This window comes from Helcococcus ovis, from assembly GCF_004524775.2.
Taxonomy (GTDB): domain Bacteria; phylum Bacillota; class Clostridia; order Tissierellales; family Peptoniphilaceae; genus Helcococcus; species Helcococcus ovis.
In genome coordinates this window covers 1,331,692-1,357,018 of sequence record NZ_CP119081.1, presented here as the reverse complement: position 1 = coordinate 1,357,018, position 25,327 = coordinate 1,331,692, and the positions used below count along the sequence as shown (strand labels likewise).

Genomic DNA, 25,327 nt, shown 5'->3' with positions numbered 1-25,327 from the left:
AAAGTAAAATTTGAAAATCTAAGCAAATTTTTTTAACTTACAAAATGGAATCCTTTACCAACTATTTGACTAGTATTTAATATTGTAATAAAGCAATTAGGGTCATGTTTTCTTGCAAAGTCTCTTAATAAAACTCCTTCATAATTACTTACTGCAACATTTATCATTGTTTTTTCCTTATTCATGTAAATTCCAACACCATTAAAACGAGTACCGCCTCTATGTAAATCATTTTTTATAAATTCTATGATTTCATCAGGATATTCTGTAACTATTGAAAATAATTTTACTCTATTTATGTTTTCTATAGTAATGTCAATTAAAAATGCTTTTGCAATCAAACCTAACATTGCAAGCAATCCTGTTAATGCCCCAAATATCTTAAATGATAAAGCGGTAATCAAAATATCACTTACAAGTAATGCTCTACCTATATCCAATGATGTATACTTTTTTAATATCATTGCAACTATATCAGTACCACCTGATGAAGCTTTGCAATTAAACAATAAACCACCACCAACTCCCGGCAATAGAACTGCATAAATTAGCTCTAAAAGAGGTTGATTTGTAAATGGTTTAGTTATAGGGTAACAAATTGAGAAAAACTGAACTAACAATGAAATTACTATTGTTGCGTATGCTGTTTTAATACCGAAATTTTTACCGAAGAAAAATATACCTATTAATAATAAAATCATATTAAATATAAGATTGAATGTAGCCGCATTCATATTTGGAAAAACAGCATGTAAAATAACAGATATACCAGACACGCCGCCTATTGCAAAATGATTTGGAAATTTAAAATAATAAACACCGATTGCTGTAAGTATAACCCCTATGTTTAATAAAACAAATTCTTTTGTTTTAGACATTGGTTTATGTTCTTGACCTAATTTTGGTCGAAGAGATATTTTTTTCATTATAATTGCTCCTAGTATATGTAATAACATTTTGATTATACCACTAAACAAAAATAAAGTACAAACTTTCACGTCCTCGGACGAAGTCCTGCGGATTGTTCAAGTTTGTACTTTATTTTTGTAAGTTTATGTAAAAGTTTAGTAAGATAATGAAAAAGAAAGTTTCGGTTTTTGGACGATGTTTTGAGTCTTTTTAAACTACTACCCATGTCAAGGACATTATGTCATTTTTGACAGTTAATTTAATTCTCCAGGATTTATTCCGGTTTTTGAATAAGTATAGAATTCTTTTTGGGGGTAGCTTTTCTAGCCCCATTTGAAATCTATCGTTGTTGTAATAATCTATCCAATCATCAATTCTTGATTTAATTTCTTCAAAACATGTCCACTGTTGTGCATAAGGAGCCAATTCTTGTTTCAAATGTCCAAAAAAGCTTTCTTGAGGAGCATTATCCCAACAATTTCCTCTTCTAGACATTGATTGTCTAAGTTCATAACTGTTTAATAATTCTCTAAAAGATGTGCTAGTGTAGTGACTTCCTTGATTACTGTGTATCATTGCTTTTGAATTTATCTCAATCTCATGATTTTTGATTAAGTTTTCTACTGTTTCAAGAACAAAGTCAACTTCTTGGTTTTCACTTAATACATTATCCAGCCTTAGCAAATATTTTGGGATAACTTAATTTTGCTGACTCTAATTCTTTAATAAAAAATTTCTTGAAATCCAAAGTGAACTTTACAGTTATATTTGTAACTCTAAAAGTATATGGATTACTCAGTAATTCAGCTTTCTCTTCATCGGTATAATATCTTCTCTTTGACATGATAATTTTCCTTTCCTATAAATTTAATATATCACTAGAGAATTAATTAGTCTATAAAAAGGTATTACCAATAATTTCTTATAAAATTTATTACATATGACTGTATAATTTTTGGTATGGCCATTTAATATATATTGTCAAAATGTAATTTTATGTGACCAGCTTATAGGTAGTAGTTTAAGTTTATTTTAATATATACTGTCAAAATGTAATTTTATGTGTCCAGCTTATAGGTAGTAGTTTAATTTTGAAAGGTCATGTAAATTAATAATATTTGCTATTTACAGGTAAAAACTTTTTGGGAGTCAAGTATATTACATGTAAATTAAAAGTATTCGATATTTACAGGTAAATTTTTTAGGACAACTACCTGTAAATTTTAATAATGTAAGAATTACATGTATTCAAAACAGTGATTTGTAAAATTTTTCATGTAAATTATTAAAATATTTGTAATACATGATAATTTTTAATCTTTTTTACCTGTAATATAAAAAAATCATTGTAATACATGATTTTCAAAAGAATTTACCTGTAATATAAAAAAAATTCCATAATACATGATTATTAAAAAAGATTAACCTGTGTAGTATTAATTACATTAAATAAAATAAAAAATCCTTGCAAGCTATCTACATAAAGTTCGTAAAAGTTGTAGAGCAATCGGGTTGCAAGGATTTATATTTTTTGTGAATTTCTTTAGAAGTCTGGATTAGTGGCGTTAATGGTAGATTTGTTTTACTATAACAATATTACATCATTTTCTTCACATTCTTTTATAACTTCTTCCGGCCATATGGAAACTTGTACTTCTCCGATATGTGCTTTTTGTAAGAAAAACATACAGATTCTTGATTGGCCGATACCACCACCAATTGTAAGAGGTAGTTTTCCTTCTATAAGATTTTTGTGGTATTCCTTATTTAATCTATCTAATGTATTAGTTTTTTCTAATTGGGATTTTAGGGATTTTGGTGTTACTCTAATTCCCATGCTGCTTAGTTCTAAGGCGTTTTCTAAAATTGGATTCCAGACAATTAGATCGCCATTTAATTCCCAGTCATCATAATCAGGAGATCTATCTCCATGTTTTACACCGGATTTTAATAATCCCCCAATTTGCATAACAAAGATTGCTCCATGTTTTTTAGCAAATTCTTTTTCTCTATTTTCCGGAGTTAGTGATGGATATAGGTCTTCTAAATCTTGAGATTTGATGAATGTAATTTTTTCGGGTAATAGCTTTTTATATCCGTCAATTTTTAATTGAAGATAACTTTCTAAATCTTTCATCGTTTGGAATATTGTATTGACTGTTTCTTGTAAATATTCAAAAGTTCTATCTGAACTATTTATTACTTTTTCCCAATCCCATTGATCAACATAAATAGAATGTGTATTATCAAATTCTTCAAATGATCTGATAGCATTCATATCTGCATAGATACCTTTGTGCATAGGAATTTTGTATCTTGCTAAAGCAGCCCTTTTCCATTTAGCTAAAGAGTGTACTATTTCTAATTTAGTTTCACCACCATTTTCTTTAATATTAAATGATACAGGTGATTCATGTCCGGATAAATTATCATTTACACCAGTTGCTGATCTGACAAATAATGGAGCTGATACTCTAAGTAAATCAAGATTTTTTGCTAAGGTTTGTTGGAAAAAATCCTTAATTTCTTTAATAAAATATTGTGTTTGAGCCAAGTTTAGGCTTGATTTATAATCTTTTGGTATATAAATTTTTGTCATAATTATCTCCGTTTCTCTTGATTTTATTATTTTAACATATCAAATTAATTAATTCTATCAAATTTTTAAAAATATAGGAAATTCACAGATTTTTAGTATGATAGCATAAAAATTTATTGTAAAACAATAAAGGATATGTTAATATATACATATAAAATTTAAGGAATAAACCGTTATTTATATTAAATAGACAATATTAAATATGTATAAGATATAACTATGAGTTAAGATTTATGTAGATTTGTGCAGCACTGCGGCTAATAGCTAATTTTGAATTTAATTTTCACCTAAAAGTTTTTAAATTAATTTGTGCAGCACTGCGGCTAATGGTTTATATTGTAGGACAAATATATGGAAAATAGAATATTATCAAAAATTTTTAGTAAAATTATTTTAATAGGAGAACATTCAGTTATTTATGGCAAACCTGCCATAGCAATTCCATTTCATGGGACAAGCCTTGAAGTTTCTATTAAAAAATGTAAAAAAAATCATTTAACTTGTAAATTTTTTGATGGAAATTTAGATGAAACCTCAGAAGATTTGTTCGGAGTTAAAACATTAATTGAAAAGTTTTTAAGTTTTTACAAAATTAAAGAAAAAATATGTGTTAAAATAGATTCGAACATTCCAAATGAAAGAGGGATGGGCTCAAGTGCGGCATCTTCTGTAGGTGTTGCAAGAGCTTTATTTAAATATTTTGAAATAAATCACAACAATAGTGATATAATGTATTGGGCGAATGTTTCAGAAAAAATTATACACGGAAATCCAAGCGGAATAGATGTAAATGTAGTTTTACATGATAAAAGTATTTATTATATTAAAGACCAAGAGATTCGGTTATTTCCAATTAATTTAGATGCGTATTTAATTATTGCTGACACAGGCATAAAGGGAAAAACTAAAGAAGCTTTATCCGATGTTAGAAAATTAGTTGAATCTGATAAAGTTTATGAAAAATATATTGCAAGACTGGGAGTTTTATCAGAAAAAGCTAAAGGTTTAATTGAAAATAATAATCCTAAAGAATTGGGAAAAGTAATGAATAAAGCACATCAATTATTATCAAAGTTGTCTGTTTCTGATGAGGAATTAGATAAAATGATAGATATTTCAAGGGCAAATGGTGCTTTGGGAGCTAAACTTACAGGTGGAGGAAGAGGTGGCTGTATGATTGCTCTTGCTGAAAATATAGAAATTGCTAATAAAATCAAGTATAATTTAGAAAAAATTAAGAAAAATGTTTGGATTTCCAGTTTGAAAAATGAGGAATAAAAATGAAATTTAAATCAAAAGCACATGCTAACATAGCTTTAATAAAGTATTGGGGAAAAGAAGATGAAGAATTGATAATTCCTAAAAATAATTCACTTTCACTTACACTGGATGCTTTGTATACAGAAACAGAGGTAGAGTTTATAGATAGTAAAGATGATATATTTTATCTTGATGATGAATTACAAGATGAAAAACATACATTAAAGATTTCAAAATTTATTGATTTATTTAGAAAAAAATCAAATAACCATGATAGAGTTTTAGTTAAGAGCTATAATCATGTGCCTACTGCAGCTGGACTGGCATCATCAGCCTCCGGATTTTCAGCGTTAGCAGTAGCATTGAATAAATTATTTAGATTAAATTTAGATAAAACAGAGCTAACAAGATATGCGAGAAAAGGTTCAGGTTCTGCTTCTAGAAGTATTTTTGGTGGATTTGTTGAATGGGAAAAAGGCTATGATGATTACACATCTCATGCGAAAAAAATAGATGACGCTGATTGGGATATTGCAATGATAATTTTGGTTTTAAATGACAGCAAAAAAGATATTTCATCACGAGAAGCTATGAAAAAGACTATTGAAACTTCACCTTTATATAGGGGATTTACAGAAAGTTCAGCAGAAGATATTAAAAATATAAAAGAAGCTATAAAAAACAAAGATTTTAAGAAAATGGGAGAAATAGCAGAACACAATGCTATGAAGATGCATGCAACTATGCTTTCATCTAATCCTCCTATTATGTATTTTAAACCGGATAGTATAAGAGCAATTGAAAAAATAAAACAACTAAGAAAAGATGGATTTGAGGTTTATTATACAATGGATGCAGGACCAAATGTAAAGATACTTTGTAGAGATTCTCAAATTGAAAATATAGTTAAAAAATTGAAAAAAGATTTCGATTCAAAACAAATTATTATTTCTAAAGTTGGAAATGATGCGAATGTAAGGGAGATATAATGATAGAAGTTAAAGTTCCGGGGAAATTGTATATTGCAGGAGAATATGCAGTTGTATCACCCGGTCATAAAGCGATAGTAATGTCCGTAGATAAATTTATTACTATCAGATTAAAAAAATCAAATAATTCAGGGTCTATTAAATCATATTCAAATATAAAAATGATATGGTCTAGAGAAGGCGATGAAATTATTGTAGAACAAAAAAATGATAGATTTGAATATATTTTGTCAGCAATGAATATAACTGAAAGATTTTTACTTGAGAAAGGTTATATGCTTGATTTTTATGATATTGAAGTAATGAGTGATTTAGAATCTAAAGATGGACTAAAATATGGACTTGGTTCAAGTGCTTCGATAGTAGTAGCTGTGATTAAAGCTTTGCTTGATTTTTATGGGGAAAATTACACAAAATTAGAATTATTTAAATTAGCTGTTTTATCAACACTTAGTTTAAATATAAGTGGATCATGTGGAGATTTAGCAGCAGTTGTATTTAATGGATTAATTAAATATACATCATTTGATAGAAAAGCTATTTTTGAAAGACTTAATAATGAAAAAATAAATAATATAGTTAATTCAGAATGGGAACTTTTAGATATAAAAAAAATTAAGTTAAATGACAAATTTAAATTTATTATTGGTTGGACTAAGTCTCCTGCATCAAGTTATAATTTAGTCAAACATTCAAGAAAAAACTTAAAAAAACACATGGATTTTTATAATTCATTCTTACTTGAAAGTGAAGAATGTGTAGAATTATTTGAAAAAGCATATATTGATTCCGATTTTAATAAAATTAGGGAAAGTATTGAAAAAAACAGAAAATTATTAAATTTATATGCTGAAAATTTTAATATAGAAATTGAAAAAAACAATCTATCAAGTTTAATAGAAATATCAAAGAGTTTAGGACTTGCTTCAAAATCATCAGGAGCAGGAGGAGGAGACTGTGGACTGGCAATTTGTGAATATAATTTTGATATTAATAAATTAAAGTTTGAATGGCAAATGAAAGATATAGATTTGCTAGATTTAAATGTTTATGAGGGGTTAGATGAATAGAAAAGACGAACACTTAAATCTAGCATTAGATTTTCATAAAGAAGAGAAACAATCAGATTTTGATAATATTGATTTTATTCATAATGTTTTTTCAGAAATAAATATGGATAGTGTTGATTTAAAAACAAATATTGCAGGATATGATTTAAGTCATCCATTTCATATTAATGGTATGACCGGTGGCTCTGAATTAACTAAAAAGTTTAATCAAAAGTTGGCTATATTAGCTAGAGAAACAAACACTCTTATGGGACTGGGTTCGTTGTCAATTGCTTTAAGGGATGAATCCACACAAGACTCATTTAAAATCGCAAGAAAAGAAAATCCTAATGGTATAATTTTTGCTAATCTGGGTGCGGATAAAACTTTAGAAGATGCAAAAAAAGCCTGTGAAATTATAGATGCTGATGGCATACAGATTCATGTAAATGTATGTCAAGAAATAGTTATGCCTGAGGGAGAAAGACAATTTTCAGGATGGCTGGATAATATTTCTAAAATCGTAGATGGATTAGGATTGCCGGTTTTAATTAAAGAAGTGGGATTCGGTATGTCAAAATCTGCAATCAAAAGTCTTAAAGAAATAGGAGTAACGACAATTGACGTGTCCGGAAAAGGCGGAACAAATTTCGCTAAGATAGAAAATTCAAGACGAACAAATTATAAATATAACTTCTTAGAAAATTATGGAAATTCAACAGTTGTCTCACTTTTAGAAGCTCAAGAATATGTTAAAAACACAGATATTATAGCATCTGGAGGAATTAGAAATAGCATGGATATTGTAAAATCGCTTTCTTTGGGCGCTAAATCTGTAGCTATGGCAGGTAGATTTTTAAGTCTTGTAAACGAATTAGAAATGGAAGCAGCTATAGAAGAAGTTAATAACTGGAAGTATCAAATTAAATCAATTATGACCCTTTTAGGAGCTAAAAACATATCAGAACTTCAAAATACTGATATTATACTTATAAATAACGTTAGAGAATGGGCAGAACTTAGAAATATTGATGTGAAAAAGTTAGCTAATAGAAAAAAGTGATAATAAGAAATTTTATTTATAGTGTAATAAAAATATTTATATTAATTTGATAACACACTTGCGTAGAATATAAAGTAGCATTAGTTTTACCTAATAATGATTACCATGGGTACAGACAAGATTCTGCTCTATTAGTAACATAAACCCGGTTCATCAAATGTTACAAAATTAGCCGCTTTAGGTAAGCTTATTATTAATTCTAGAACTACAAATAGGAATTATTCATTCTAACTATTATGATTTTGCAGGTTATTATTTTGTAAAGTATTGAAGAAATAGGGTACACAATATGAAAAAATCAATAATTATATTAATTTTTTCCTTATTAATATTTTTTGTAGGTTGCAATAAAAAAATATACAAAAAATATGTATTAAATATTATTGACGAAAAAGGTGTTTATAATATAGATTGGAAAGATTTTGAACATATTCAACATAAAGATGTAGGTTTTGGAAGAATAGTTAGTGTTTATAATTTAGATGAAAATGTAAATTTAATTTTATCAGGAGTTAGTTATAATAAAAAAACATAAAATAACTATACAGAAAAACTATAAATATCTAAATATCAAATAAATATAGAAGTTAAAAAACTCAGATTTTAAAATCTGAGTTTTTTAATATTCTTTTTAAAATTATCTAATATAAACATCAATATGATTTCCGTATGTGCCACGGTCATATACCTTTCCTTTATATTAGAAATGTGTATCTATTATGCTGGCTTTTACAGGTAAAAAAGTTTTTGAAAGGTCATGTAAATTAATAATATTTGCTATTTACAGGTAAAAACTTTTTGGGAGTCATGTAGATTACATGTAAATTAAAAGTATTGATTATTTACAGGTGAAATTTAAAAAATAATTAAAAATTTACCTGTAAAATTTAAAAAATACAATATACATGATTTTTCATAAAATATTTACTAGTAATTTTTTATTATTAATAATTTAATTTTTGTAGGGAATTTGTTTCTATTTTTTGGGAAAAAATTATAAATTTATCATTAAAAATTATTAAAATAAAATTTATTAAAACTCATATTTATATTTTTTAACATGATAATAGTAAAGTTGTTAATGAGATATTAAAGAATAAAAATATTTTAAATAAATTAGAGGAAAATATTTAATTTTGTTAATTTTTTAAATCTTTTTTTTAGTAATTAATACTATTCTAAAGTGAAAGTATGATTTGTTGTCGGAAAATTTATAAAACCATTTTGTTTTTTATAAAACCATTCTATTTTTTATAAAAGAAAAAGTTTGCAAAAAATAAATTAAATGATAAAATAATTTTAATAAAATATTTAAATAACAATAAATATTTTAGAAATTTAATTAGGCTGTAAAAAATGAGGAGAAGTTGAGATAAAAATATTTATAATTTTTAATTAAATTCTTATGTTTTTGTAAGAAATATCGTAGAATTTTGAAATTTTAGAGTAGCATATAGCTGGAAGAGATAATTAAGATTATAATATAAATTTTACAGCCTATTTAAATTTACAAAGGAGAGTTTATAAATTATGAAATTTTTACATTTATTAACAAAAAAGAAATATATTTTTATATTAATGATAGCGTTTATTTTTTTAATATTTAAGGATTTTCTTAATACATTAGTATTTTTTGATATGAATTCACCGGATTTATCTAAATTTGCTCATAGTACACTTTTTAAAATGAAAAAAGAGATTATGTTATCTAACATTAATTTAACTGTTTTAAAATTTAATTTTATGTTTTATGCCTCGTTTATTATACCAATTTTTTTAGTTATAGTAAGTTATGATTACAGTAAGATAAGATCCAATAACCTTAGATTTAATATAGGAAAAAATAATAAATATAATGATTTACTTTTAAATTTGAAATTAAAATTAGCGGGATTTAATACCATTGTAATTTTTTCAGTTTTCTTTTTTGTAATTTTAATAGGGAAGATTTTAGGAGGAGCTGTTCCGGTATTAGATGAATTTGTTTTTGATAAAGGTAGCATATTATTAAATATTTTTAATGACGGATATAAATATTTGTTTTTTGTTGCATTTACTATTATGATAGCTGTATTTATTAACAGTATGTTTTTATTTACATTATTAGACTATACAAATTATATCTATGGAGTCTTATTGTATTTAGGCGTTATGTGGATTGGATCTCTTATTATTTATCCAATACTTCCTAAGTACATTGTACCTATGTCTACAATAATGATATCAGCTTATGGAAAACTTACATTCTTAAAAGTTATTTTACCTTATTCTTCAATTATTTTAATCTTAATGTATTTTGTTTTGTTTAAGAAATATGAGGTAAAATAGTGAAAAAGATTTTTTATAGTATTTTTAGAATTATTTTAATTTATTTATTACTAAATATGTTATTTAATATTTTGATTCATCAGGAAAATATGAAAATGAATATGTCGGAGTTTATAAATTATGGATTTAATTCAATATATGCTTTTGATATGTTTGGAAATCATAGATTAGATTTTATAAAATTTTTAATCAGTTTATCATTATTTATTTTAGTAGAATTTGATTTAATTGTATTTATTTCTGATTGTAGTCAAGGATTTAAGGAAATAATAAAATATCATTCAAAAAATAAATTTAACTATATATTGAAATTATTTTTGTTATTTAAGAGATATATATTGAATATATTAATTTATTGGATAATATTATTTGCTTTTTCAGTATTACTTATAAACAAAGTTGCTTTTTATAATTTTAATGATGTAATTAATTTAATTGTTTTTATATTTATTAATGTTTTTTTGAGTTACGTTTTTACAATTTATAGTAAAAATACTTTGACTGCTATACTACTTTTTGTTTCTAAAATATTTATATTTAATATATTTTTTGGAAATATTATAATTTTAGGTTTGGTATTAGTTTTATTAATTTTTGTTTATTTATTTGTGGGCAGGATTGGAGAAAGTATATGAAAATTGAAGTAAAATCAGCAAAAAAATCTTTTGCTGAAAATGTTGTATTTGATAATGTAAACGTTGAATTTAGTACCGGCAATTTTTATTTAATTAAAGGGATAAATGGTTCGGGGAAAACCGTATTTTTAAAATGCTTATGTGGATATTTTGTTTTGGATTCAGGAGATATATTACAGGATAATATAAAAATAAGAGATAAAAATAATTTTATTCAAAACGCAGGGATAATAATTGAAACTCCAAGTTTTTTAGAGCATTTAACAGTTCTAGAAAATCTAAATTTACTGAAAAAAATGTCAAAAAAAATCACAGATGAAAAAATAGATTTATGGATTAGATTTTATAAAATAGAAAAATTTAAAAATACAAAATATAAAAATTGTTCTTTGGGAACTAAGCAAAAATTACTATTGATACAAGCGTTTATTCATGAACCTGAGCTATTGATTTTAGATGAACCCTTTAACTCTTTAGATATTGAAAGTGTAAATAAAACATTTGAATATTTATCTGATATAAAAAAAGATTCTATAATTATTCTAAGCACACATATAAATGATAATGTTAATTATATTTCAGATGAAGAATATTTGTTTGAAGATGGAGTTATGAAAAAAATTTAGCAAAATTTTATCTCATATTGTTTAATTAAAAAAGTTATTACAAAATTAAGCGGCCCCAAAAAGTTGGTTTTTAAGTACAACTTTTTGGGGGCACCTTAATGATCTGTAATAACTTTATTATTTTTTAAAATTATCTAATATAAACATCAATATGATTTCCGTATGTGCCACGGTCATATACTTTTCCTTTATATCCGAAAGGTGTATCTATTATAGTGCCTTTTGGGGCATCATTTGCTAATACGATATATCCATCTTCATCTGCTACATAACCATCTTCATTTATATGTCTACCAGGTATGTATAATCCGCCGCCAGGCAATACGCTTTGTGAGTAATATGTGAATTTGTATCCGCCCCAATATATAACTCCGTTAAATTGGAATTGACCTAATGAGTATTGATAGGATGAGCTTGATACTGAAGGTCTTTCTTTGGTTCCATATTCAACAATTTCATTAGTTGGTTTTTCTAACTGTTTTGAACTAACTAACGTTTTATTTTTATTTTCATGTTTGTATGTGTTTTCGGATAGTCCATTTTTACCTTTTTGAACTACTCTTGTATAACCTTCATACATATCACTATTTGCTTTTTTTTCTGTCTTAAATTTTACTTTTTCTTTTAATACTTCTTTTGAACCTAATATAATCTTTTCTGTAATAGGTGAAAGTATTATAGATTCAGATTTTTTATTATTTGAAACTACTTTACCATTTATTGTAATTTTTGTATATTCGTTTTGCTTTATACCATCATTTCCTTTGATGCTTATTGTTTTTTCGCCATATTTTTTATTGAAATCATATGTAGTTTCCGTTTTGTGCTTAATGCTTTCTTTTTTATTGTAATTTAATACTTCTACTTCATCAAATGTTACGGTATCCCCATTTTTAATTGATGAAGTAACTTTTGGAATTACATTATCATCACTATCAGGTTTAATACCATATTCATTTAGAAAATCTGACACATTATTCTTAAATGTTGAAACTGTTAAATCTTTTCCTTTGTTTTTGAATAAAATAGATTTTTTATTATTTATAGTTATAACAGTTTTTTGATTAATAACTGACTTTAAATCATTTAAAATTTCTGTGTTTTTTGTAGCTATATTTTGTTCCTTTAGAACAGCTTCTACAGTCTTTGCAGAAGTGGTAATAGTTTTTCTGTTACCATCAATGTTTAACTCTATGTTTTTTGGTTTGGAAGCAATAGATATTTCTCCTAATCCTATAACAGTTACTAATGTTAATGCACTGAGTATAGCTTTTTTATTCTTTTTAAAAAAGTTCATAATACCTCCGTTGGAACCTTTTAATATGATATATTTATCGTAATAATTTGTCAAGTTTTTTGTAATAAATTTGTAATTTATTGTTAAATATTACAAAAAAGTAATAGATTTATATTTATTTTAAAATAAAAATAGAGCTGATTTATCAGCTCTACTTATTGAAATTACTGGATTATAACTTTAGAATTTGATGTAAATGCCTCAATATCCAATGTATTATTATCCGAACCGTTGTATAATTCAGTAGTTGCAACTATTTCATTGTTATTTTTGTTTATATTTGTAAATAAAGATGATAGCCCACTTGAATCCTTTCCGCTCATAATGGCTTTTACTGATCTTTCTAAATTTATATCTTCAATTCTGATTGAGCCATTGCTGGTTTTTGCCTTTATTTTTATTATATTATCCGAAAAATCTGAAATGGAAATTGAGCCATTTGATGATTTAGCATCAATTGTAGCACAATCTAAATCATTTATTTGTATTGAACCATTTGATGTTTTTGTGATTAGATCAGCTATACTTATATCGTCTAAAGTAATTCTAGCATTAGAAGTAGTAGCGACTAATTTATCTGCACTACACTCACAAATATTTATTCTCGCATTAGAAGTAGTTACATCAATTGTGTCTGACTCAATTTCCTCCAATGATATTGTTGCGTTTGAAGTCGTTGCAATTATTTCATCAGCATTTATTTCCTGTAAATATATTTTGGCATTACTTGTTTTTAAGTTAATATTTTTAGTATTTATTTCATTTATTTTAATTCCTGCATTTGAATTGATTACATTAATACTATTTGTGTAATCTTCAGGGATATAAACTTGAAAATTTACTGAATAATTTGATTGAGATGATTCATTTCTTAGGCCGAAGTAGTAATCATTGTTTTCTATTTTGGATTCAATAAATTCATATTTTTCATCTAAAATGTTTGAATCGTAAGAAATATTAGCTTTTATTTCTAAATTATCAGAATATGAATTGATAATTTCTACTGTACCATTTTTATTTTTAATAAATAGATTTATATCATTTTCTATATCATAAGAATAGTTTTTTACTGTTTTTGCATTAAAATTTTGAGAAGAAAAATTTATAAGTTCAAAATCCATATTTTCAATTTTTTTACTTGCAATATTTATTGCTTTTTCTACCCCGTTTATAATCTTAGAAACAAAATTACCTGTTGAAAATTCCGTGTTATCTTCCTTTTTATTTTTTTCGGTATTTTTATTACTTCCTATAGCATCTAAAAGCTTTAATGCCTCATCTTCACTAATTTTATTTTCCTTTAACATTTTTAATATTAATTTTTTTTCTTCAGACATGTATTCCTCCTATAGTTCTGATAACATTTTTGTTGCCTCTTCAGATGTAATTTCTCCATTATCAAGCATATTTAATATTTCAATTTTGCTTGTATTTGTGTCTACTTTGTGTCCCAATGCAGAAATTACATCATCTAATTTATTTCTTACGGTGGGATAAGATATACCAAGTTCCTTTTCTATTTCTTTTATACTTCCTCGTTTAAGTACAAATATTTCTATAAAGTTTCTTTGTTCGTCGCTTAATTTTGAAAAAATGTTTTGCGTAAAGTTTCCTGTTATCTCAGTATTGCAATGCTTACATTTGTATTTTGTGATTATTAATTCATTATCGCAAATCGGACATTTTGATAAATTTTCTTTCATGATTAATCCTTTTTATTTTTATGTTAACATATTTAATATTATTTTTAAAGTTTTTTAAAAAAATTAATTTAAAGATTAATTTTTTTTAAGATTAAGTTAAATTTCATTTATTAATTAAATATGATATTATATTAATGAATAAAATTTAAAGGATAATATATGGAAAATATAGTATTAGAGATAATTGATATAGACGATAGTGGCAGAGGTGTCGCTAAATTAGACAAAATGATATATTTTGTAGAAAATGCTAAATACGGTGAAACCATTGAAGCTTCGATAATAAAAGAAAAGAAGTCATTTATTATTGCTAAAAAAATTAAAACTATTGAAAAATCACCATTCATAGAAAATACAAAAATAAATAAAAATCAACTTTGTGGAGTTTATGATTTGTATGATATTGAATATTCAAAACAAGTAGAATTGAAAAAGAATAATATTATTAACACAATAAATAGAATTGCAGGAGAGTCATTAACTGATATTAAATTTATAGAAGCTGATAAAAGATATGGCTATAGAAATAAAATAGAGTTAAAAGTCTCGTTAGATGGGAAATTATCTTCATTTAATAGAAATAGCTACGACCTTATTAATATTGAAAATTGTGTAATGACTACAATAGAAATTAGTAATGTTATAGAAAAATTACAAGATTTAATATTTAAGCACAACTTAAAGGGATATGATTCATTAACCGGAGAGGGATTATTGAAAAATGTAATTATTCGTTCAACATCTTTAGGTGAAACGATGGGCATATTCGTATTGAATAAAGAATATAATCTGAGAAAATTCTATATTGCATTAGAATCCTCAAATATTTTAACAAGTTTCTATGTAAGTATGAATTCCCAAAAAAATAATTATAAAATTAAAGATGTAGTTCATGTATTTGGTAAAAAGAAGATTACAGAACAATTGGGAGATTATAGATTTAATATATCTCCAAAAGCATTCTTTCAAGTAAATAAAAATATGTCATATAAAATTTATTTACAATCACAAGAATATATAAAATCACTGAATCCTACAGTAATTATTGACTTATACAGTGGAGTTTCAACAACATCTATTATACTTGCTAAATATGCTAAAAAAATCGTTTCAGTTGAAATTAACAAAGATGCAGTAAAAGATGCAAAAGAAAATGCAAAACTGAATAATATTGAAAATATTGAATGGATGGATATTTCGGCAGAAAGAGCAATTGACAATATCGAATTAAATGGAGAAAATACGGTTGCTCTATTTGACCCGCCAAGAAAAGGCTTAGATCAAAATATAATTCAAAAAATTGGAGAATCCAAAATAAATAATCTAATCTATATATCATGTAATCCCTCAACATTAGCTAGAGATATAAAATTACTTAAGGAATACGGATTCAGATTAGTGGAAGTTACAGGTATAGACCAATTTGTAAATACTATTGAAAGTGAAGTTCTAACCTTACTCACAAGGGATTAAATTGTCAATATATTGTAAGTGAAATTAAGATTTATTCTAAATAGCTTTTTATTTGAAACATCAAAAAAACTGCATACTAAATTTCGAATACATCAATATAAGTATGAATATAAGATATTAAAAGAAATCTCACAAATAATAATTATTATGTTATAATTTTATTGAATAAATTAAATTGGAGGATATATGCAGCAAATATCTATGCTTTTAGGAGGGTTTGCCCTGTTCTTATTCGGTATGCATGAGATGGGGAAAGGGTTGGAGCTTCTTGCCGGCAATAAATTACAAGATATACTTGAAAAACTAACAAGTAATAAATATGTTGGTGTTCTTATAGGGGCTATCGTTACAGCGATTATACAGAGTTCATCTGCTACAACAGTTATGACTGTAGGATTTGTAAATTCGAAAATATTGTCACTAACACAGGCGATACATATTATCATGGGGGCAAATATTGGTACTACGGTAACTGGTCTTTTACTTACTTTAGATATTAAATTAGTAGCTCCTGTTATTACTTTTGTTGGTATGGCAATGATGTTGTTTGTAAAGAAGAGGAAATATAAATACGCAGGTACTATATTGTTTGGATTTGGTACTTTATTTATGGGCATGAATATAATGGGGGAAGCAGTTAAACCTTTAGCGAAAAATGTGGCTTTTACATCCCTGTTGGCAAAATCCAGTAATCCTGTGATTGGGATACTGGAAGGTGCATTATTTACAGCAATTATACAAAGTTCATCAGCTACAACAGGTATTTTAATAACATTTGCATCAACAGGGATTATTGAATTTTCATCAGCATTTTATTTAGTTTTAGGTACTAATATCGGGACATGTATTACATCCATATTATCAAGTTTCGGCACAAGCAAAAATGCTAAGAGAGTAGCAGTATCTCATGTTTTGTTTAATGTTTTCGGCACGATTATTTTTACTATATTTGCATTAGTGCTTCCTGTAATACCTTGGATACAGTCTTGGACAACAAATGTAGCACAGCAAATTGCGTTTTTACATACTGCATTTAATATTGTGACAACTTTATTGATTTTACCTTTATCAAATGTATTAGTAGAAATATCAAAGAAAATAATTCAAGGTAAAGACCATAGAGATATTGGATTGAGTCTTATGTATTTAAATCCGGCGGCATATCATGATACTATTCCTACTATTGCGGGGATAAAACAAGAATCTTTAAGAATGCTTGATTATGCAAAAAGCAATCTTCAACTTTCAGTAAAGAATTTATTGAAACATGATGATGATAAAGCAGCTACAATAGAATTTAATGAGGAAGTTATTGACTACTTAAACAGAGAAATTACAAAAGTAACAGTAAAATCTATGACAAATGATTTGAATAAATACCAATATAAACATCTCTCATATTACTTAAAGAGTTGTGCTAATATTGAAAGATTAGGAGATTATGCATATAATATCAGCAATTTGGAAAACGCAATGTATAGTAAACAAATTAAATTTTCAAATGAAGCTAAAATGGAAATTATTGAAATTACATCAGAATTAGAAAAAATGTTTGATGTGGTTTATGAAAGTTTAAGAGATAATGAATTTGATATGAAAAAAATTTCTAAATTTTCATTTAAAATTTCAGAATTAGCAGATAGAAATAGAGAAAATTCTATTCAAAGATTAAAATCAGAAATTTCAAACGCAGAAGCGGGATTAATGTACGATAAATTATACACATATTTAATGAGAATAAGAGATCATTTATTAAACATATCAAGACAATATGAAACTATTTATCAATAATAATTGAAAACATTAATTTTTAGAGATAAAATATAAATATATAATAAATATATGGAGGTTATATGAAAATATCAGAAAAAAAATATGAAAGACTTTTAAAATTATCAAATGAAGATAAGGTAATTGCAGCTTTGGCGATAGATCAAAGGGGAGCTATGGAAAAAATGGTTCCGTCATTATCAGTAGAAGAAAGAACTTCATTTATTAAAAAATATAAAAGTTTAGTAGCAAAGGAATTGACAAAATATTCATCATCAATACTTTTGGATCCTATTTATGGAGTGGAAGCTATTAAAGACATAGATGAAAATGCTGGACTTTTAATGGCTTATGAAATTACAGGTTATAGAGATGATAATAGACAACTAGAATTGACACCAAATCTTTCTGTTAGAAGAATTGCAGAATTAGGAGCAGATGCTGTAAAGATACTTTTATATTATAATGTTGATGATACAGATGAAAACAATGACCCTAAAAAAGCACAAATTGAAAGAATCGGTGCTGAATGTAAAGCATTAGATATGCCATTCTTTTTAGAAATTATCACATATGATAATGAATACAAAGATGGTAATTCAAAGGAATTTGCAAAATTAAAACCAAGAAAAGTAAATGAAGCGATTAAAATATTCTCTGATGAAAGATATGGGGTAGATGTTTTGAAATTGGAAGTTCCTGTAAATATGAAATTTGTTGAAGGCTTTGGTGAAGAAGCTGTTTACACAAAAGAAGAAGCAGCAAGATTTTTCAAAGAACAATCAGAAGCAACAGATTTACCATACATTTTCTTGAGTGCAGGAGTTAGTGCGGAGCTATTTCAAGAAACATTGAAATTTGCAAAAAATGCTGGAGCAGAATTCCACGGAGTATTATGTGGAAGAGCTACATGGAAAGGTGGAGTTGCTGAATTAGAAAAAGGCGAAGGACAATGTTTAGAATGGTTAAGAGCAGAAGGTAAAGAAAATATTGTTTCATTAAATGAAGTTCTTAAAGAGACATGCAAACCATGGACAAAAAGATTAGAAAAATAGAAAAAAGACCAGTAATCTGGTCTTTTTTTATAGATACATTTAATAAAAAATAAAACTTATTATACTGTTTCAAGTATAATTTAATTACTAGGAGTATTGATGGCGTTAAATAGTGTAAGAGTACACAATTACGAAAATAAAATTGATATATGGGTAAATCCGTATGGATATTCAACAAAAAGTAAATTAGATGATATGAATATTGATTTTGATGCAAACAGATTTGATGTAACTGTTGGATATGCAAGGGAAATAGTAAATGAACAATTTGAAGATATAAGTAGGTTGGCGGATACATTCACATATATGCATGAAATTAAGGGTGGATACGAGTCGCAAAACTATAATGATATTCCATATATAATTCCATATTTAGTGGAAAAGGCTGAACACACCGTGATTTCAATTTGCGGTGGTGGATTTGCATATAAAACGATAGATGGAAGTCCCAGTGGAGGTAAAAATATCGCAGAAAGGTTAAACAGTAGGGGGATAAATGTTTTTGTATTACACTATCGTTCAAATCCCTATAAATTTCCAATACCTATGCTTGATTTACAAAGAGCGATTAGATATATTAGATATAATGCGAAAAGATTTAATATTAATCCGGATAAAATATCTTTAATTGGATTTTCATCGGGAGGATATATCGCTTCAAGCTTTATAAATCAATATATGGGGCAAAACCATTTTTCAGATGAATATGATTTAGATGAAATAGATGAGATTTCAGATAAAGTTTTATCAGCATCATTTATTTATCCGGCATTAAGTTTTGAATATAATATGCCGATGTTGACATCTGTGGTTAAATACGATGAGTTGATGGATGAATCGAAAAGAGAAAATTTATTAAACAAATTAGATATAAAAAATCATTTTTCATCATCTAATATACCACAATTTTTAGCCTACACAAATAAGGATGAAATAATTAATCAAGATAGTGTTGAAGACTATATTCGAGTGGCTAAAGAAAATAAAACAAGTGTTACAAGAATATTTGTACCAAATGAAAAACATGGGTTTTCAGATGACTTGTATGTTGATGAATTTGAAAAGTGGATTAAGGGGTTTTAAAAATTTAGCTTCATTAAAAATTCTATATTAGAAATGTAAACCTGCTGCAAAACAATTCAAAAGGGGTGTGTTGCAGCAGGTTTTATCAGTTGAAATAAATTAAAATTAAATTATAAATTACATTTATTTTTATATTTAATTAAGTCTCGCACAACTACAAAACCTAATCCTATCGTTAAATTTATATATGTAATAAACACTATAAACAAAAGTCTTTTTTCTTGCCAATCGTATAAATTTAAAAATTCAATTATATACATAGAAATACCAATGGTAAATATTGGTAATAAGATGAATAAAAGTATTTTAATATAAAATGATAAATTATTTTCTTTTTTCATTTTGCAACCTCCTTTTATGAATTATTAGTAATAACAATCATGATTTTTAAAATAAGAAAATGTTTACATGTTTATATTATCATAATATATATAATAAATCAAAAAAATGTTATAAGCTTGACTTATATATACACCAACACTATTTAATTATAGAATATCTTAAAGGAAAAGAATGAATTTTTTAACTTGCAAAATAAGAGATTAATCGTTATAATTTTAACTAAGATGACGTTATCAAAAAAATATAAATATAAAAAGTAGATTATATGTCAAAAAAATTAATAAATTATTCGCTATTGATTCTGATATTTATACTGAAAGATATGCGGTAAAATCTGGTTTTATTGACTGTATGAAAGGTGAATTAGTAGGAATGATTCCTGGAATGGACTTTTATCAATTATTAGAAAGTGGCGATGTTGCGGCTTACATTCAATGCAAAGCATGGGGAAAAGTAGCAGAACTAATTGGAAAACAAATGTTAAGATTCGGTATAAAAGCTAATATTGGTACATTGATTGCAAGTTTAGCTTACTCAGGAGTAAAATGTACATTTTGGGGATAAATAATTATTAAAATCAAATTAATTAATGTTGTGATATTTAACAGGAGAAAAAATGGGAATATTATTTAATAAAAATGAAGAATTAAGAACAGCTGTAAAAAATGATTTTAGTACAGATAGAGACTATTTAATAGTTTCAAAATATAATTCAACATCAAAATCTTTACTAAAAATGTTCATAAGTAATTTGTGGGGAATTTATAGTTCTAGTAGAACTTTTATTTTATATTTTAATGTTGATGGAATTTATATTAAAGAAATTAGCACATCAATGAAATCTAAATTTAATTATCATTCATGGTGTGATATTAAAAATTTTAAATCAGATGATAAAGGTAATAAAGCAATTATAAGTTTTAATTATTTACAAAAAGAACACTCATACGAAGTTCCTTTTGATAATACAAAATACTTAAAAGATAATAAAAAAAGGTATTATGAACTTAATGAAAAAGATTTTTACATGTAAAAAATATATAATTAGATTGTTAAGTAAGAAAATAATTTTTGATTTCATTGTTAAATACATACTTAAAGAGAGAATAAAAACGGTTATTTGTCAAATACCCATAGGGCACAAGTAGTGTTGGTGAAGAATTAAATTAACATATTTAGAGAATTAGAGAGTAAAATTTCTAATTCTCTTTTTTCAAGCTCCTAATAAAATTCAAAATATTTTCCTATTTTCTACTATAAACCGCAAACCTATAATTTGGAGAATTATCAGATTCGATTTCTTCAGAAATGCTTTCTAATTTCCATTCTTTTTTATCAAATTTAGGGAAAAAGCTATCTGCCTCGATATTTATAGGCTCTTCAATTTCTGTAATATATAGCTTATAAGCATCATCAATAAATTGTTTATATATATTATCCCCACCAACTATAAAAATTTTCTCATCTGGGTTATTTCTTGCATATTCTAAAACTTCCTCTTTTGAATGCATGGAAATGGCTCCTTCGTAAGTATCATGTGAACGTGTAAGCACAATGTTTTTACGGTTTGGAAGAGGTCTTTTTTGAAAGGAAAAATAAGTTTTTCTCCCGCATACAATTACATTATTTGAAGTTGTTTGTTTGAAATATTTTAAATCTTCCTTTAGGTGATAAATCATATCACCATCTTTTCCGATTGCGTGGGTATTTTTAGTTATTGCAACCATCATATAGATATTTTTTAACATTTTAACTCCTTAAATAGCCATTTCAAATTTTAGATTTGGTTTATTTGGATTATAATTTTCAAGCTTAAAATCTTCAATTGTGAAGCTGTAAAAATCATTTTTTTCCGGATTTAATACTAATCTGATATTTTCACTGTCTTCTTGACCCGGTCTTGAGATTAACTCATTAACCTGTTCAAAATGTCTATCATAAATGTGAGCATTATTAACATAATGGCAAAACATCCCAGGCTCTAGACCAACGTGTCTTGCAATCATCATTTGTAAGGCAACATATTGAATTTTATTAATTGAATTTGCAACCGGAAGGTCAGAAGAACGTTGAATTAAAGTTAAATCAAGGTATTTTCCCCTTACACTCCATTGAGTTTCCATTGCACAAGGATGCAAGCCCTTAGTTTCATTTAAGTCATTTTCTTGGTAAAGATTTATGATATGCCTTCTTCCATAAGGATTTTCTTTAAGTCCATTTAATAGATTATTTATTAAATTATATCTTTTAACTGTTGCACCATATCTTTGACCAATTGTCCCATCTCCAATATTCCATTCATCCCACCAATGAATATTGTATTTTTCTTTAAGAATGCTTAAATCATTGCTTTGATCTTGATAAATCCATAAAATTTCTTTAATCCCCGATTTCCAAGGAATTTGTCTAATCGTCAAAATAGGGAATTCATTTTTTGATAAATCATATTTTTCAAAAACTTGTGTTGTAAAAATTGTATGAGATGGAGTGCCATCTGCGTATTTTGGTCTTACCTTTTCACCTTCGGTTGAGTAGCCATTTGCTAAAATATCCTTACATAAATTAATAAAATTTTTATCTGCTAAATTCATAATTACTCCTTGTATCTAACTAAATCTTAATAAGTATTTTAACATATTTTTCTACTAGGTAAAAATCATTTATAAAAAAAATATATGATATTATGCGAGATGTTGATTATACCTATGAAAAAGGATTATAATATATTTATTAAAGATTTTAGGAGTGAAAATGTATAAATTATTTAATAAGTTAGAACCATATAATGAAGGGTATTTGAAAGTAGATGATATTCACGAAATTTATTATTCTGAAAGTGGAAACAAAGATGGTAAGCCGATAGTTTATGTACACGGCGGACCGGGAGGCGGATGTGGCACTTTAGGAAATAGATTTTTTGATCCTGAGTTTTATAGAATTATTACTATTGATCAAAGAGGGTGTGGCAAAAGCAAACCATTTTTAGAACTTAAAGATAATACTACAAAATATTTAAGTGATGATATGGAAAAAATCAGAGAGCATTTAAAAATAGACAAATGGGTTTTATTTGGCGGTTCATGGGGGACAACCCTTTCGCTTTATTATGCTATAAATCATCCTGATAGAGTTTTGGGTATAATTCTTAGAGGAGTATTTTTAGGGAGAAAAGAAGATTCTGATTGGTTGTATCAAAAGGGGAGTGATTCATTTTTTCCGGATTTATTTGAAAAATTTACAGCTAATTTCACAGAAAAACAGAAAGAAAATTTAATTAATTCTTACTATGAAAAATTGACATCTGATGATAAAGAAATTCAAAAAAAATATGCAAAACAATTTGCGGATTTTGAAGGTTCGATTGTATCATTATATCCTAGAGAATTATCTGAAGAAATTTCAGACTATGATTTAGCAATAGCAATTATGGAATGTCACTATTTCTATCATGATTTTTTCATGCCGGAAAATTATATTTTAGATAATGTAGACCGTATTAAAAACATTCCTACCATAATTGTGCATGGAAGATATGATGTTGATTGTAGACCGATAGGGGCATATCTATTAGATAAAAAGCTTAATAATTCTGAATTGATATTTACAATAGCCGGTCACAGTTCAATAGAAGAAGAAAACACACATGAACTAATAGAAGCTACAAATAAATTTAAAAAATTATTTAAATAATTATGATATACTGTACAAGATTAATAAAATAGGGAGGAATATGAATCAATGGATTCTGAGCAGATATATAGTGTGATATTGTTTTTTATTTGTATTATACTATCAGCATTTTTTTCAGCTTCAGAGACAGCATTTACATCTTTGAGGGTTGCAAAATTAAAAACTAGATTAAAAGATGGGGATAAAAAGGTAAAGAAAACATTAGAAATTAATAAAAAATATGATGACCTACTTTCAGCGATATTAATAGGGAATAATATTGTAAATATAGGCAGTTCTGCAATTGCAACACTATTTTTTGTAAAGATATTTCCTGTTTATGGAGCATTAGTTTCAACTGTAGCAACTACAATTTTGCTATTGATTTTAGGAGAAATTACACCGAAGTTAATAGCAAAAATCATGCCGGAAAGTTTGGCTATAAAATTTACAAAACCACTTTCTTTTATGATGATTATTTTAAAACCCGTAATATGGACATTATCTCAATGGCAAAAATTAATTAGAAAATTTGTAAAAGTTAATATTGATCATTCAATAAGTGAAGAAGAGCTTTTGACATATATTGATGAGGCGAAAGTTGGAGGAAGCATTGAAGATGATGAACACGTACTTGTAAAAGCTGCTGTTGAATTTGATGATGTTAGCGTTTCAAGTATATTAATTCCCAGAGTTGACATTATTGGCGTGGAGATAAATGACACAGATGAAGAAATAGAAAAAATATTTGATGAATATTCGTACTCTAGACTTATTGTATATGAAGAAACAGTAGACAAAGTCCTAGGTATTATTTTAGAAAGAGATTTTCACAAATATTTAAGAAGAAAACAAAAAGGAGAACCGGATTTAACAATAAATTCCATAATTTCAGATATTCTATACATTCCGGGTATGCTTAAACTATCCGAATTATTAAAATTGATGCAAAAGGAAAAGAAACACATGGCGGCAATCATAGACGAACATGGCGGCCTTGAAGGTATTGTAACAATGGAAGACATCCTTGAAGAATTAGTTGGAGAAATTTGGGACGAATCCGATGAAATAGAATCAGAAATAAAAGTATTAGAAAGAAATAAAATTTACGAAGTAAGTGGCAGATGTTCACTTGATAAAATCTTTGAATTTTTAAAAATTTCTGATGCAGAAGAATATAACTCAAATACAATAGCCGGATTTGTAGTTGAAATTCTTGACAAAATGCCACACTTCGGAGATTCATTCGTTTTTGAAAACTTTAGATTTACTGTAAAAGAGATTGAAGGAAATAGGATTGAGAAAGTGGTTATAAAAAAAATAAAATAAAGTAAAATAAAGCATTCCCACTGAAGGCACTAGTCCTCGGAGCAAAAGCTCCTGCGGAGGTGCCTGCGTGGGATGCTTTATTTTTTTATCTCATTTTTTTATTTTTAATTATTGTGGGTACTATTTTTTATTGAAAAATTATCGCTTA

General features: G+C 26.4%; 26 protein-coding genes. 16 read left to right on the top strand and 10 right to left on the bottom strand.

Annotated features, from left to right (window positions below; all coding sequences use genetic code 11):
• Window positions 1–32: 32 nt before the first annotated feature.
• From EQF90_RS06265 to asnA, 4 genes are all read right to left on the bottom strand, one after another.
• The gene (locus EQF90_RS06265) at window positions 33–926 is read right to left on the bottom strand and encodes a YitT family protein (protein ID WP_167604129.1); all 894 of its coding nucleotides are present in this window, start codon (window positions 924–926) and stop codon (window positions 33–35) included.
• Between the two features lie 193 nt (window positions 927–1,119).
• Window positions 1,120–1,593 (bottom strand): IS3 family transposase, encoded by a 474-nt coding sequence (locus EQF90_RS06260; protein WP_134712043.1) that lies wholly within the window; start codon window positions 1,591–1,593, stop codon window positions 1,120–1,122.
• A complete protein-coding gene (locus EQF90_RS06255) occupies window positions 1,577–1,753 on the bottom strand; it encodes a hypothetical protein (RefSeq protein ID WP_167554065.1) in 177 nt (58 codons plus the stop codon). Before EQF90_RS06255 ends, EQF90_RS06260 begins: the two co-directional genes overlap by 17 nt.
• A 741-nt stretch (window positions 1,754–2,494) precedes the next feature.
• Complete coding sequence (asnA, locus tag EQF90_RS06250; RefSeq protein ID WP_134712042.1) at window positions 2,495–3,508, bottom strand: aspartate--ammonia ligase; 1,014 nt, start codon at window positions 3,506–3,508, stop codon at window positions 2,495–2,497.
• A gap of 351 nt (window positions 3,509–3,859) precedes the next feature.
• Between asnA and mvk the strand changes: the two genes are divergently transcribed.
• The 8 genes from mvk to EQF90_RS06210 all read left to right on the top strand — a co-directional run bounded on the left by mvk (window position 3,860) and on the right by EQF90_RS06210 (window position 11,458).
• Complete coding sequence (gene mvk / locus EQF90_RS06245) at window positions 3,860–4,786, top strand: mevalonate kinase (RefSeq protein WP_134712041.1); 927 nt, start codon at window positions 3,860–3,862, stop codon at window positions 4,784–4,786.
• A gap of 2 nt (window positions 4,787–4,788) precedes the next feature.
• Complete coding sequence (mvaD, locus tag EQF90_RS06240) at window positions 4,789–5,757, top strand: diphosphomevalonate decarboxylase (protein ID WP_134712040.1); 969 nt, start codon at window positions 4,789–4,791, stop codon at window positions 5,755–5,757.
• Complete coding sequence (locus tag EQF90_RS06235; RefSeq protein WP_134712039.1) at window positions 5,757–6,827, top strand: phosphomevalonate kinase; 1,071 nt, start codon at window positions 5,757–5,759, stop codon at window positions 6,825–6,827. The genes mvaD and EQF90_RS06235 overlap by 1 nt, the downstream gene beginning before the upstream one ends.
• On the top strand, window positions 6,820–7,869 hold the full coding sequence (gene fni, locus EQF90_RS06230; protein ID WP_134712038.1) for a type 2 isopentenyl-diphosphate Delta-isomerase: 1,050 nt from the start codon (window positions 6,820–6,822) through the stop codon (window positions 7,867–7,869). The genes EQF90_RS06235 and fni overlap by 8 nt, the downstream gene beginning before the upstream one ends.
• Before the next feature lie 289 nt (window positions 7,870–8,158).
• Window positions 8,159–8,404 (top strand): hypothetical protein, encoded by a 246-nt coding sequence (locus EQF90_RS06225; RefSeq protein ID WP_134712037.1) that lies wholly within the window; start codon window positions 8,159–8,161, stop codon window positions 8,402–8,404.
• A 995-nt stretch (window positions 8,405–9,399) separates the two neighbouring features.
• Window positions 9,400–10,197 carry a hypothetical protein gene (locus EQF90_RS06220; RefSeq protein ID WP_134711857.1) on the top strand — a complete coding sequence of 266 codons (798 nt, stop codon included), beginning with the start codon at window positions 9,400–9,402 and terminating at the stop codon, window positions 10,195–10,197.
• Complete coding sequence (locus tag EQF90_RS06215; RefSeq protein ID WP_134711856.1) at window positions 10,197–10,832, top strand: hypothetical protein; 636 nt, start codon at window positions 10,197–10,199, stop codon at window positions 10,830–10,832. Before EQF90_RS06220 ends, EQF90_RS06215 begins: the two co-directional genes overlap by 1 nt.
• Window positions 10,829–11,458, top strand: a complete 630-nt coding sequence (locus tag EQF90_RS06210) for an ATP-binding cassette domain-containing protein (RefSeq protein ID WP_134711855.1) — start codon at window positions 10,829–10,831, stop codon at window positions 11,456–11,458. Before EQF90_RS06215 ends, EQF90_RS06210 begins: the two co-directional genes overlap by 4 nt.
• A gap of 130 nt (window positions 11,459–11,588) precedes the next feature.
• On the opposite strand, the gene EQF90_RS06205 is transcribed toward EQF90_RS06210, so the two are convergent.
• The 3 genes from EQF90_RS06205 to EQF90_RS06195 all read right to left on the bottom strand — a co-directional run bounded on the left by EQF90_RS06205 (window position 11,589) and on the right by EQF90_RS06195 (window position 14,458).
• Window positions 11,589–12,755, bottom strand: coding sequence for a G5 domain-containing protein (locus EQF90_RS06205; RefSeq protein WP_134711854.1), 1,167 nt, complete (start codon window positions 12,753–12,755; stop codon window positions 11,589–11,591).
• 164 nt (window positions 12,756–12,919) lie between these two features.
• Window positions 12,920–14,092: a DUF4097 family beta strand repeat-containing protein gene (locus EQF90_RS06200; RefSeq protein WP_134711853.1), complete on the bottom strand. Its 1,173-nt coding sequence runs from the start codon at window positions 14,090–14,092 to the stop codon at window positions 12,920–12,922.
• Between the two features lie 9 nt (window positions 14,093–14,101).
• Window positions 14,102–14,458, bottom strand: coding sequence for a DUF2089 domain-containing protein (locus tag EQF90_RS06195; RefSeq protein ID WP_134711852.1), 357 nt, complete (start codon window positions 14,456–14,458; stop codon window positions 14,102–14,104).
• 159 nt (window positions 14,459–14,617) lie between these two features.
• Here EQF90_RS06195 and rlmD point away from each other — a divergent pair, with 159 nt between their 5' ends.
• From rlmD to EQF90_RS06175, 4 genes are all read left to right on the top strand, one after another.
• On the top strand, window positions 14,618–15,931 hold the full coding sequence (gene rlmD, locus EQF90_RS06190; RefSeq protein WP_134711851.1) for a 23S rRNA (uracil(1939)-C(5))-methyltransferase RlmD: 1,314 nt from the start codon (window positions 14,618–14,620) through the stop codon (window positions 15,929–15,931).
• Between the two features lie 186 nt (window positions 15,932–16,117).
• The gene (locus EQF90_RS06185) at window positions 16,118–17,722 is read left to right on the top strand and encodes a Na/Pi cotransporter family protein (RefSeq protein ID WP_134711850.1); all 1,605 of its coding nucleotides are present in this window, start codon (window positions 16,118–16,120) and stop codon (window positions 17,720–17,722) included.
• Window positions 17,723–17,784: 62 nt separating this feature from the next.
• Window positions 17,785–18,756, top strand: a complete 972-nt coding sequence (locus EQF90_RS06180) for a tagatose 1,6-diphosphate aldolase (RefSeq protein ID WP_134711849.1) — start codon at window positions 17,785–17,787, stop codon at window positions 18,754–18,756.
• A 99-nt stretch (window positions 18,757–18,855) separates the two neighbouring features.
• Entirely contained in the window at window positions 18,856–19,839 is a 984-nt protein-coding gene (locus EQF90_RS06175; RefSeq protein ID WP_134711848.1) for an alpha/beta hydrolase, read from the top strand.
• A 110-nt stretch (window positions 19,840–19,949) separates the two neighbouring features.
• Here EQF90_RS06175 and EQF90_RS06170 read toward each other — a convergent pair whose 3' ends face one another.
• Window positions 19,950–20,180: a hypothetical protein gene (locus EQF90_RS06170; RefSeq protein WP_134711847.1), complete on the bottom strand. Its 231-nt coding sequence runs from the start codon at window positions 20,178–20,180 to the stop codon at window positions 19,950–19,952.
• Between the two features lie 352 nt (window positions 20,181–20,532).
• Between EQF90_RS06170 and EQF90_RS06165 the strand changes: the two genes are divergently transcribed.
• Window positions 20,533–20,745, top strand: coding sequence for a hypothetical protein (locus EQF90_RS06165; protein ID WP_134711846.1), 213 nt, complete (start codon window positions 20,533–20,535; stop codon window positions 20,743–20,745).
• A gap of 52 nt (window positions 20,746–20,797) precedes the next feature.
• Entirely contained in the window at window positions 20,798–21,214 is a 417-nt protein-coding gene (locus EQF90_RS06160; protein ID WP_134711845.1) for a histidine kinase, read from the top strand.
• Between the two features lie 211 nt (window positions 21,215–21,425).
• Here EQF90_RS06160 and EQF90_RS06155 read toward each other — a convergent pair whose 3' ends face one another.
• Both EQF90_RS06155 and EQF90_RS06150 read right to left on the bottom strand, forming a co-directional pair.
• A complete protein-coding gene (locus EQF90_RS06155; RefSeq protein ID WP_134711844.1) occupies window positions 21,426–21,929 on the bottom strand; it encodes a dihydrofolate reductase in 504 nt (167 codons plus the stop codon).
• A gap of 9 nt (window positions 21,930–21,938) precedes the next feature.
• Window positions 21,939–22,772, bottom strand: coding sequence for a thymidylate synthase (locus EQF90_RS06150; RefSeq protein WP_134711843.1), 834 nt, complete (start codon window positions 22,770–22,772; stop codon window positions 21,939–21,941).
• A 160-nt stretch (window positions 22,773–22,932) separates the two neighbouring features.
• Between EQF90_RS06150 and pip the strand changes: the two genes are divergently transcribed.
• Both pip and EQF90_RS06140 read left to right on the top strand, forming a co-directional pair.
• Complete coding sequence (gene pip / locus EQF90_RS06145; RefSeq protein WP_245152914.1) at window positions 22,933–23,871, top strand: prolyl aminopeptidase; 939 nt, start codon at window positions 22,933–22,935, stop codon at window positions 23,869–23,871.
• Between the two features lie 48 nt (window positions 23,872–23,919).
• Window positions 23,920–25,179 (top strand): HlyC/CorC family transporter, encoded by a 1,260-nt coding sequence (locus EQF90_RS06140; RefSeq protein ID WP_134711841.1) that lies wholly within the window; start codon window positions 23,920–23,922, stop codon window positions 25,177–25,179.
• The last annotated feature ends 148 nt before the right edge of the window (window positions 25,180–25,327 follow it).

Coding starts and splice junctions, on each gene's coding strand:
- EQF90_RS06220 (WP_134711857.1), top strand. CDS start 9,400: ATGAAATTTTTACATTTATTAACAAAAAAGAAATATATTTTTATATTA.
- EQF90_RS06175 (WP_134711848.1), top strand. CDS start 18,856: ATGGCGTTAAATAGTGTAAGAGTACACAATTACGAAAATAAAATTGAT.
- EQF90_RS06195 (WP_134711852.1), bottom strand. CDS start 14,458: ATGAAAGAAAATTTATCAAAATGTCCGATTTGCGATAATGAATTAATA.
- fni (WP_134712038.1), top strand. CDS start 6,820: ATGAATAGAAAAGACGAACACTTAAATCTAGCATTAGATTTTCATAAA.
- EQF90_RS06155 (WP_134711844.1), bottom strand. CDS start 21,929: ATGTTAAAAAATATCTATATGATGGTTGCAATAACTAAAAATACCCAC.
- pip (WP_245152914.1), top strand. CDS start 22,933: ATGTATAAATTATTTAATAAGTTAGAACCATATAATGAAGGGTATTTG.
- EQF90_RS06200 (WP_134711853.1), bottom strand. CDS start 14,092: ATGTCTGAAGAAAAAAAATTAATATTAAAAATGTTAAAGGAAAATAAA.
- EQF90_RS06160 (WP_134711845.1), top strand. CDS start 20,798: ATGGGAATATTATTTAATAAAAATGAAGAATTAAGAACAGCTGTAAAA.
- EQF90_RS06140 (WP_134711841.1), top strand. CDS start 23,920: ATGGATTCTGAGCAGATATATAGTGTGATATTGTTTTTTATTTGTATT.
- EQF90_RS06185 (WP_134711850.1), top strand. CDS start 16,118: ATGCAGCAAATATCTATGCTTTTAGGAGGGTTTGCCCTGTTCTTATTC.
- rlmD (WP_134711851.1), top strand. CDS start 14,618: ATGGAAAATATAGTATTAGAGATAATTGATATAGACGATAGTGGCAGA.
- EQF90_RS06165 (WP_134711846.1), top strand. CDS start 20,533: ATGAAAGGTGAATTAGTAGGAATGATTCCTGGAATGGACTTTTATCAA.
- EQF90_RS06210 (WP_134711855.1), top strand. CDS start 10,829: ATGAAAATTGAAGTAAAATCAGCAAAAAAATCTTTTGCTGAAAATGTT.
- EQF90_RS06255 (WP_167554065.1), bottom strand. CDS start 1,753: ATGTCAAAGAGAAGATATTATACCGATGAAGAGAAAGCTGAATTACTG.
- EQF90_RS06235 (WP_134712039.1), top strand. CDS start 5,757: ATGATAGAAGTTAAAGTTCCGGGGAAATTGTATATTGCAGGAGAATAT.
- EQF90_RS06265 (WP_167604129.1), bottom strand. CDS start 926: ATGAAAAAAATATCTCTTCGACCAAAATTAGGTCAAGAACATAAACCA.
- EQF90_RS06170 (WP_134711847.1), bottom strand. CDS start 20,180: ATGAAAAAAGAAAATAATTTATCATTTTATATTAAAATACTTTTATTC.
- EQF90_RS06180 (WP_134711849.1), top strand. CDS start 17,785: ATGAAAATATCAGAAAAAAAATATGAAAGACTTTTAAAATTATCAAAT.
- EQF90_RS06150 (WP_134711843.1), bottom strand. CDS start 22,772: ATGAATTTAGCAGATAAAAATTTTATTAATTTATGTAAGGATATTTTA.
- asnA (WP_134712042.1), bottom strand. CDS start 3,508: ATGACAAAAATTTATATACCAAAAGATTATAAATCAAGCCTAAACTTG.
- mvaD (WP_134712040.1), top strand. CDS start 4,789: ATGAAATTTAAATCAAAAGCACATGCTAACATAGCTTTAATAAAGTAT.
- EQF90_RS06205 (WP_134711854.1), bottom strand. CDS start 12,755: ATGAACTTTTTTAAAAAGAATAAAAAAGCTATACTCAGTGCATTAACA.
- EQF90_RS06225 (WP_134712037.1), top strand. CDS start 8,159: ATGAAAAAATCAATAATTATATTAATTTTTTCCTTATTAATATTTTTT.
- mvk (WP_134712041.1), top strand. CDS start 3,860: ATGGAAAATAGAATATTATCAAAAATTTTTAGTAAAATTATTTTAATA.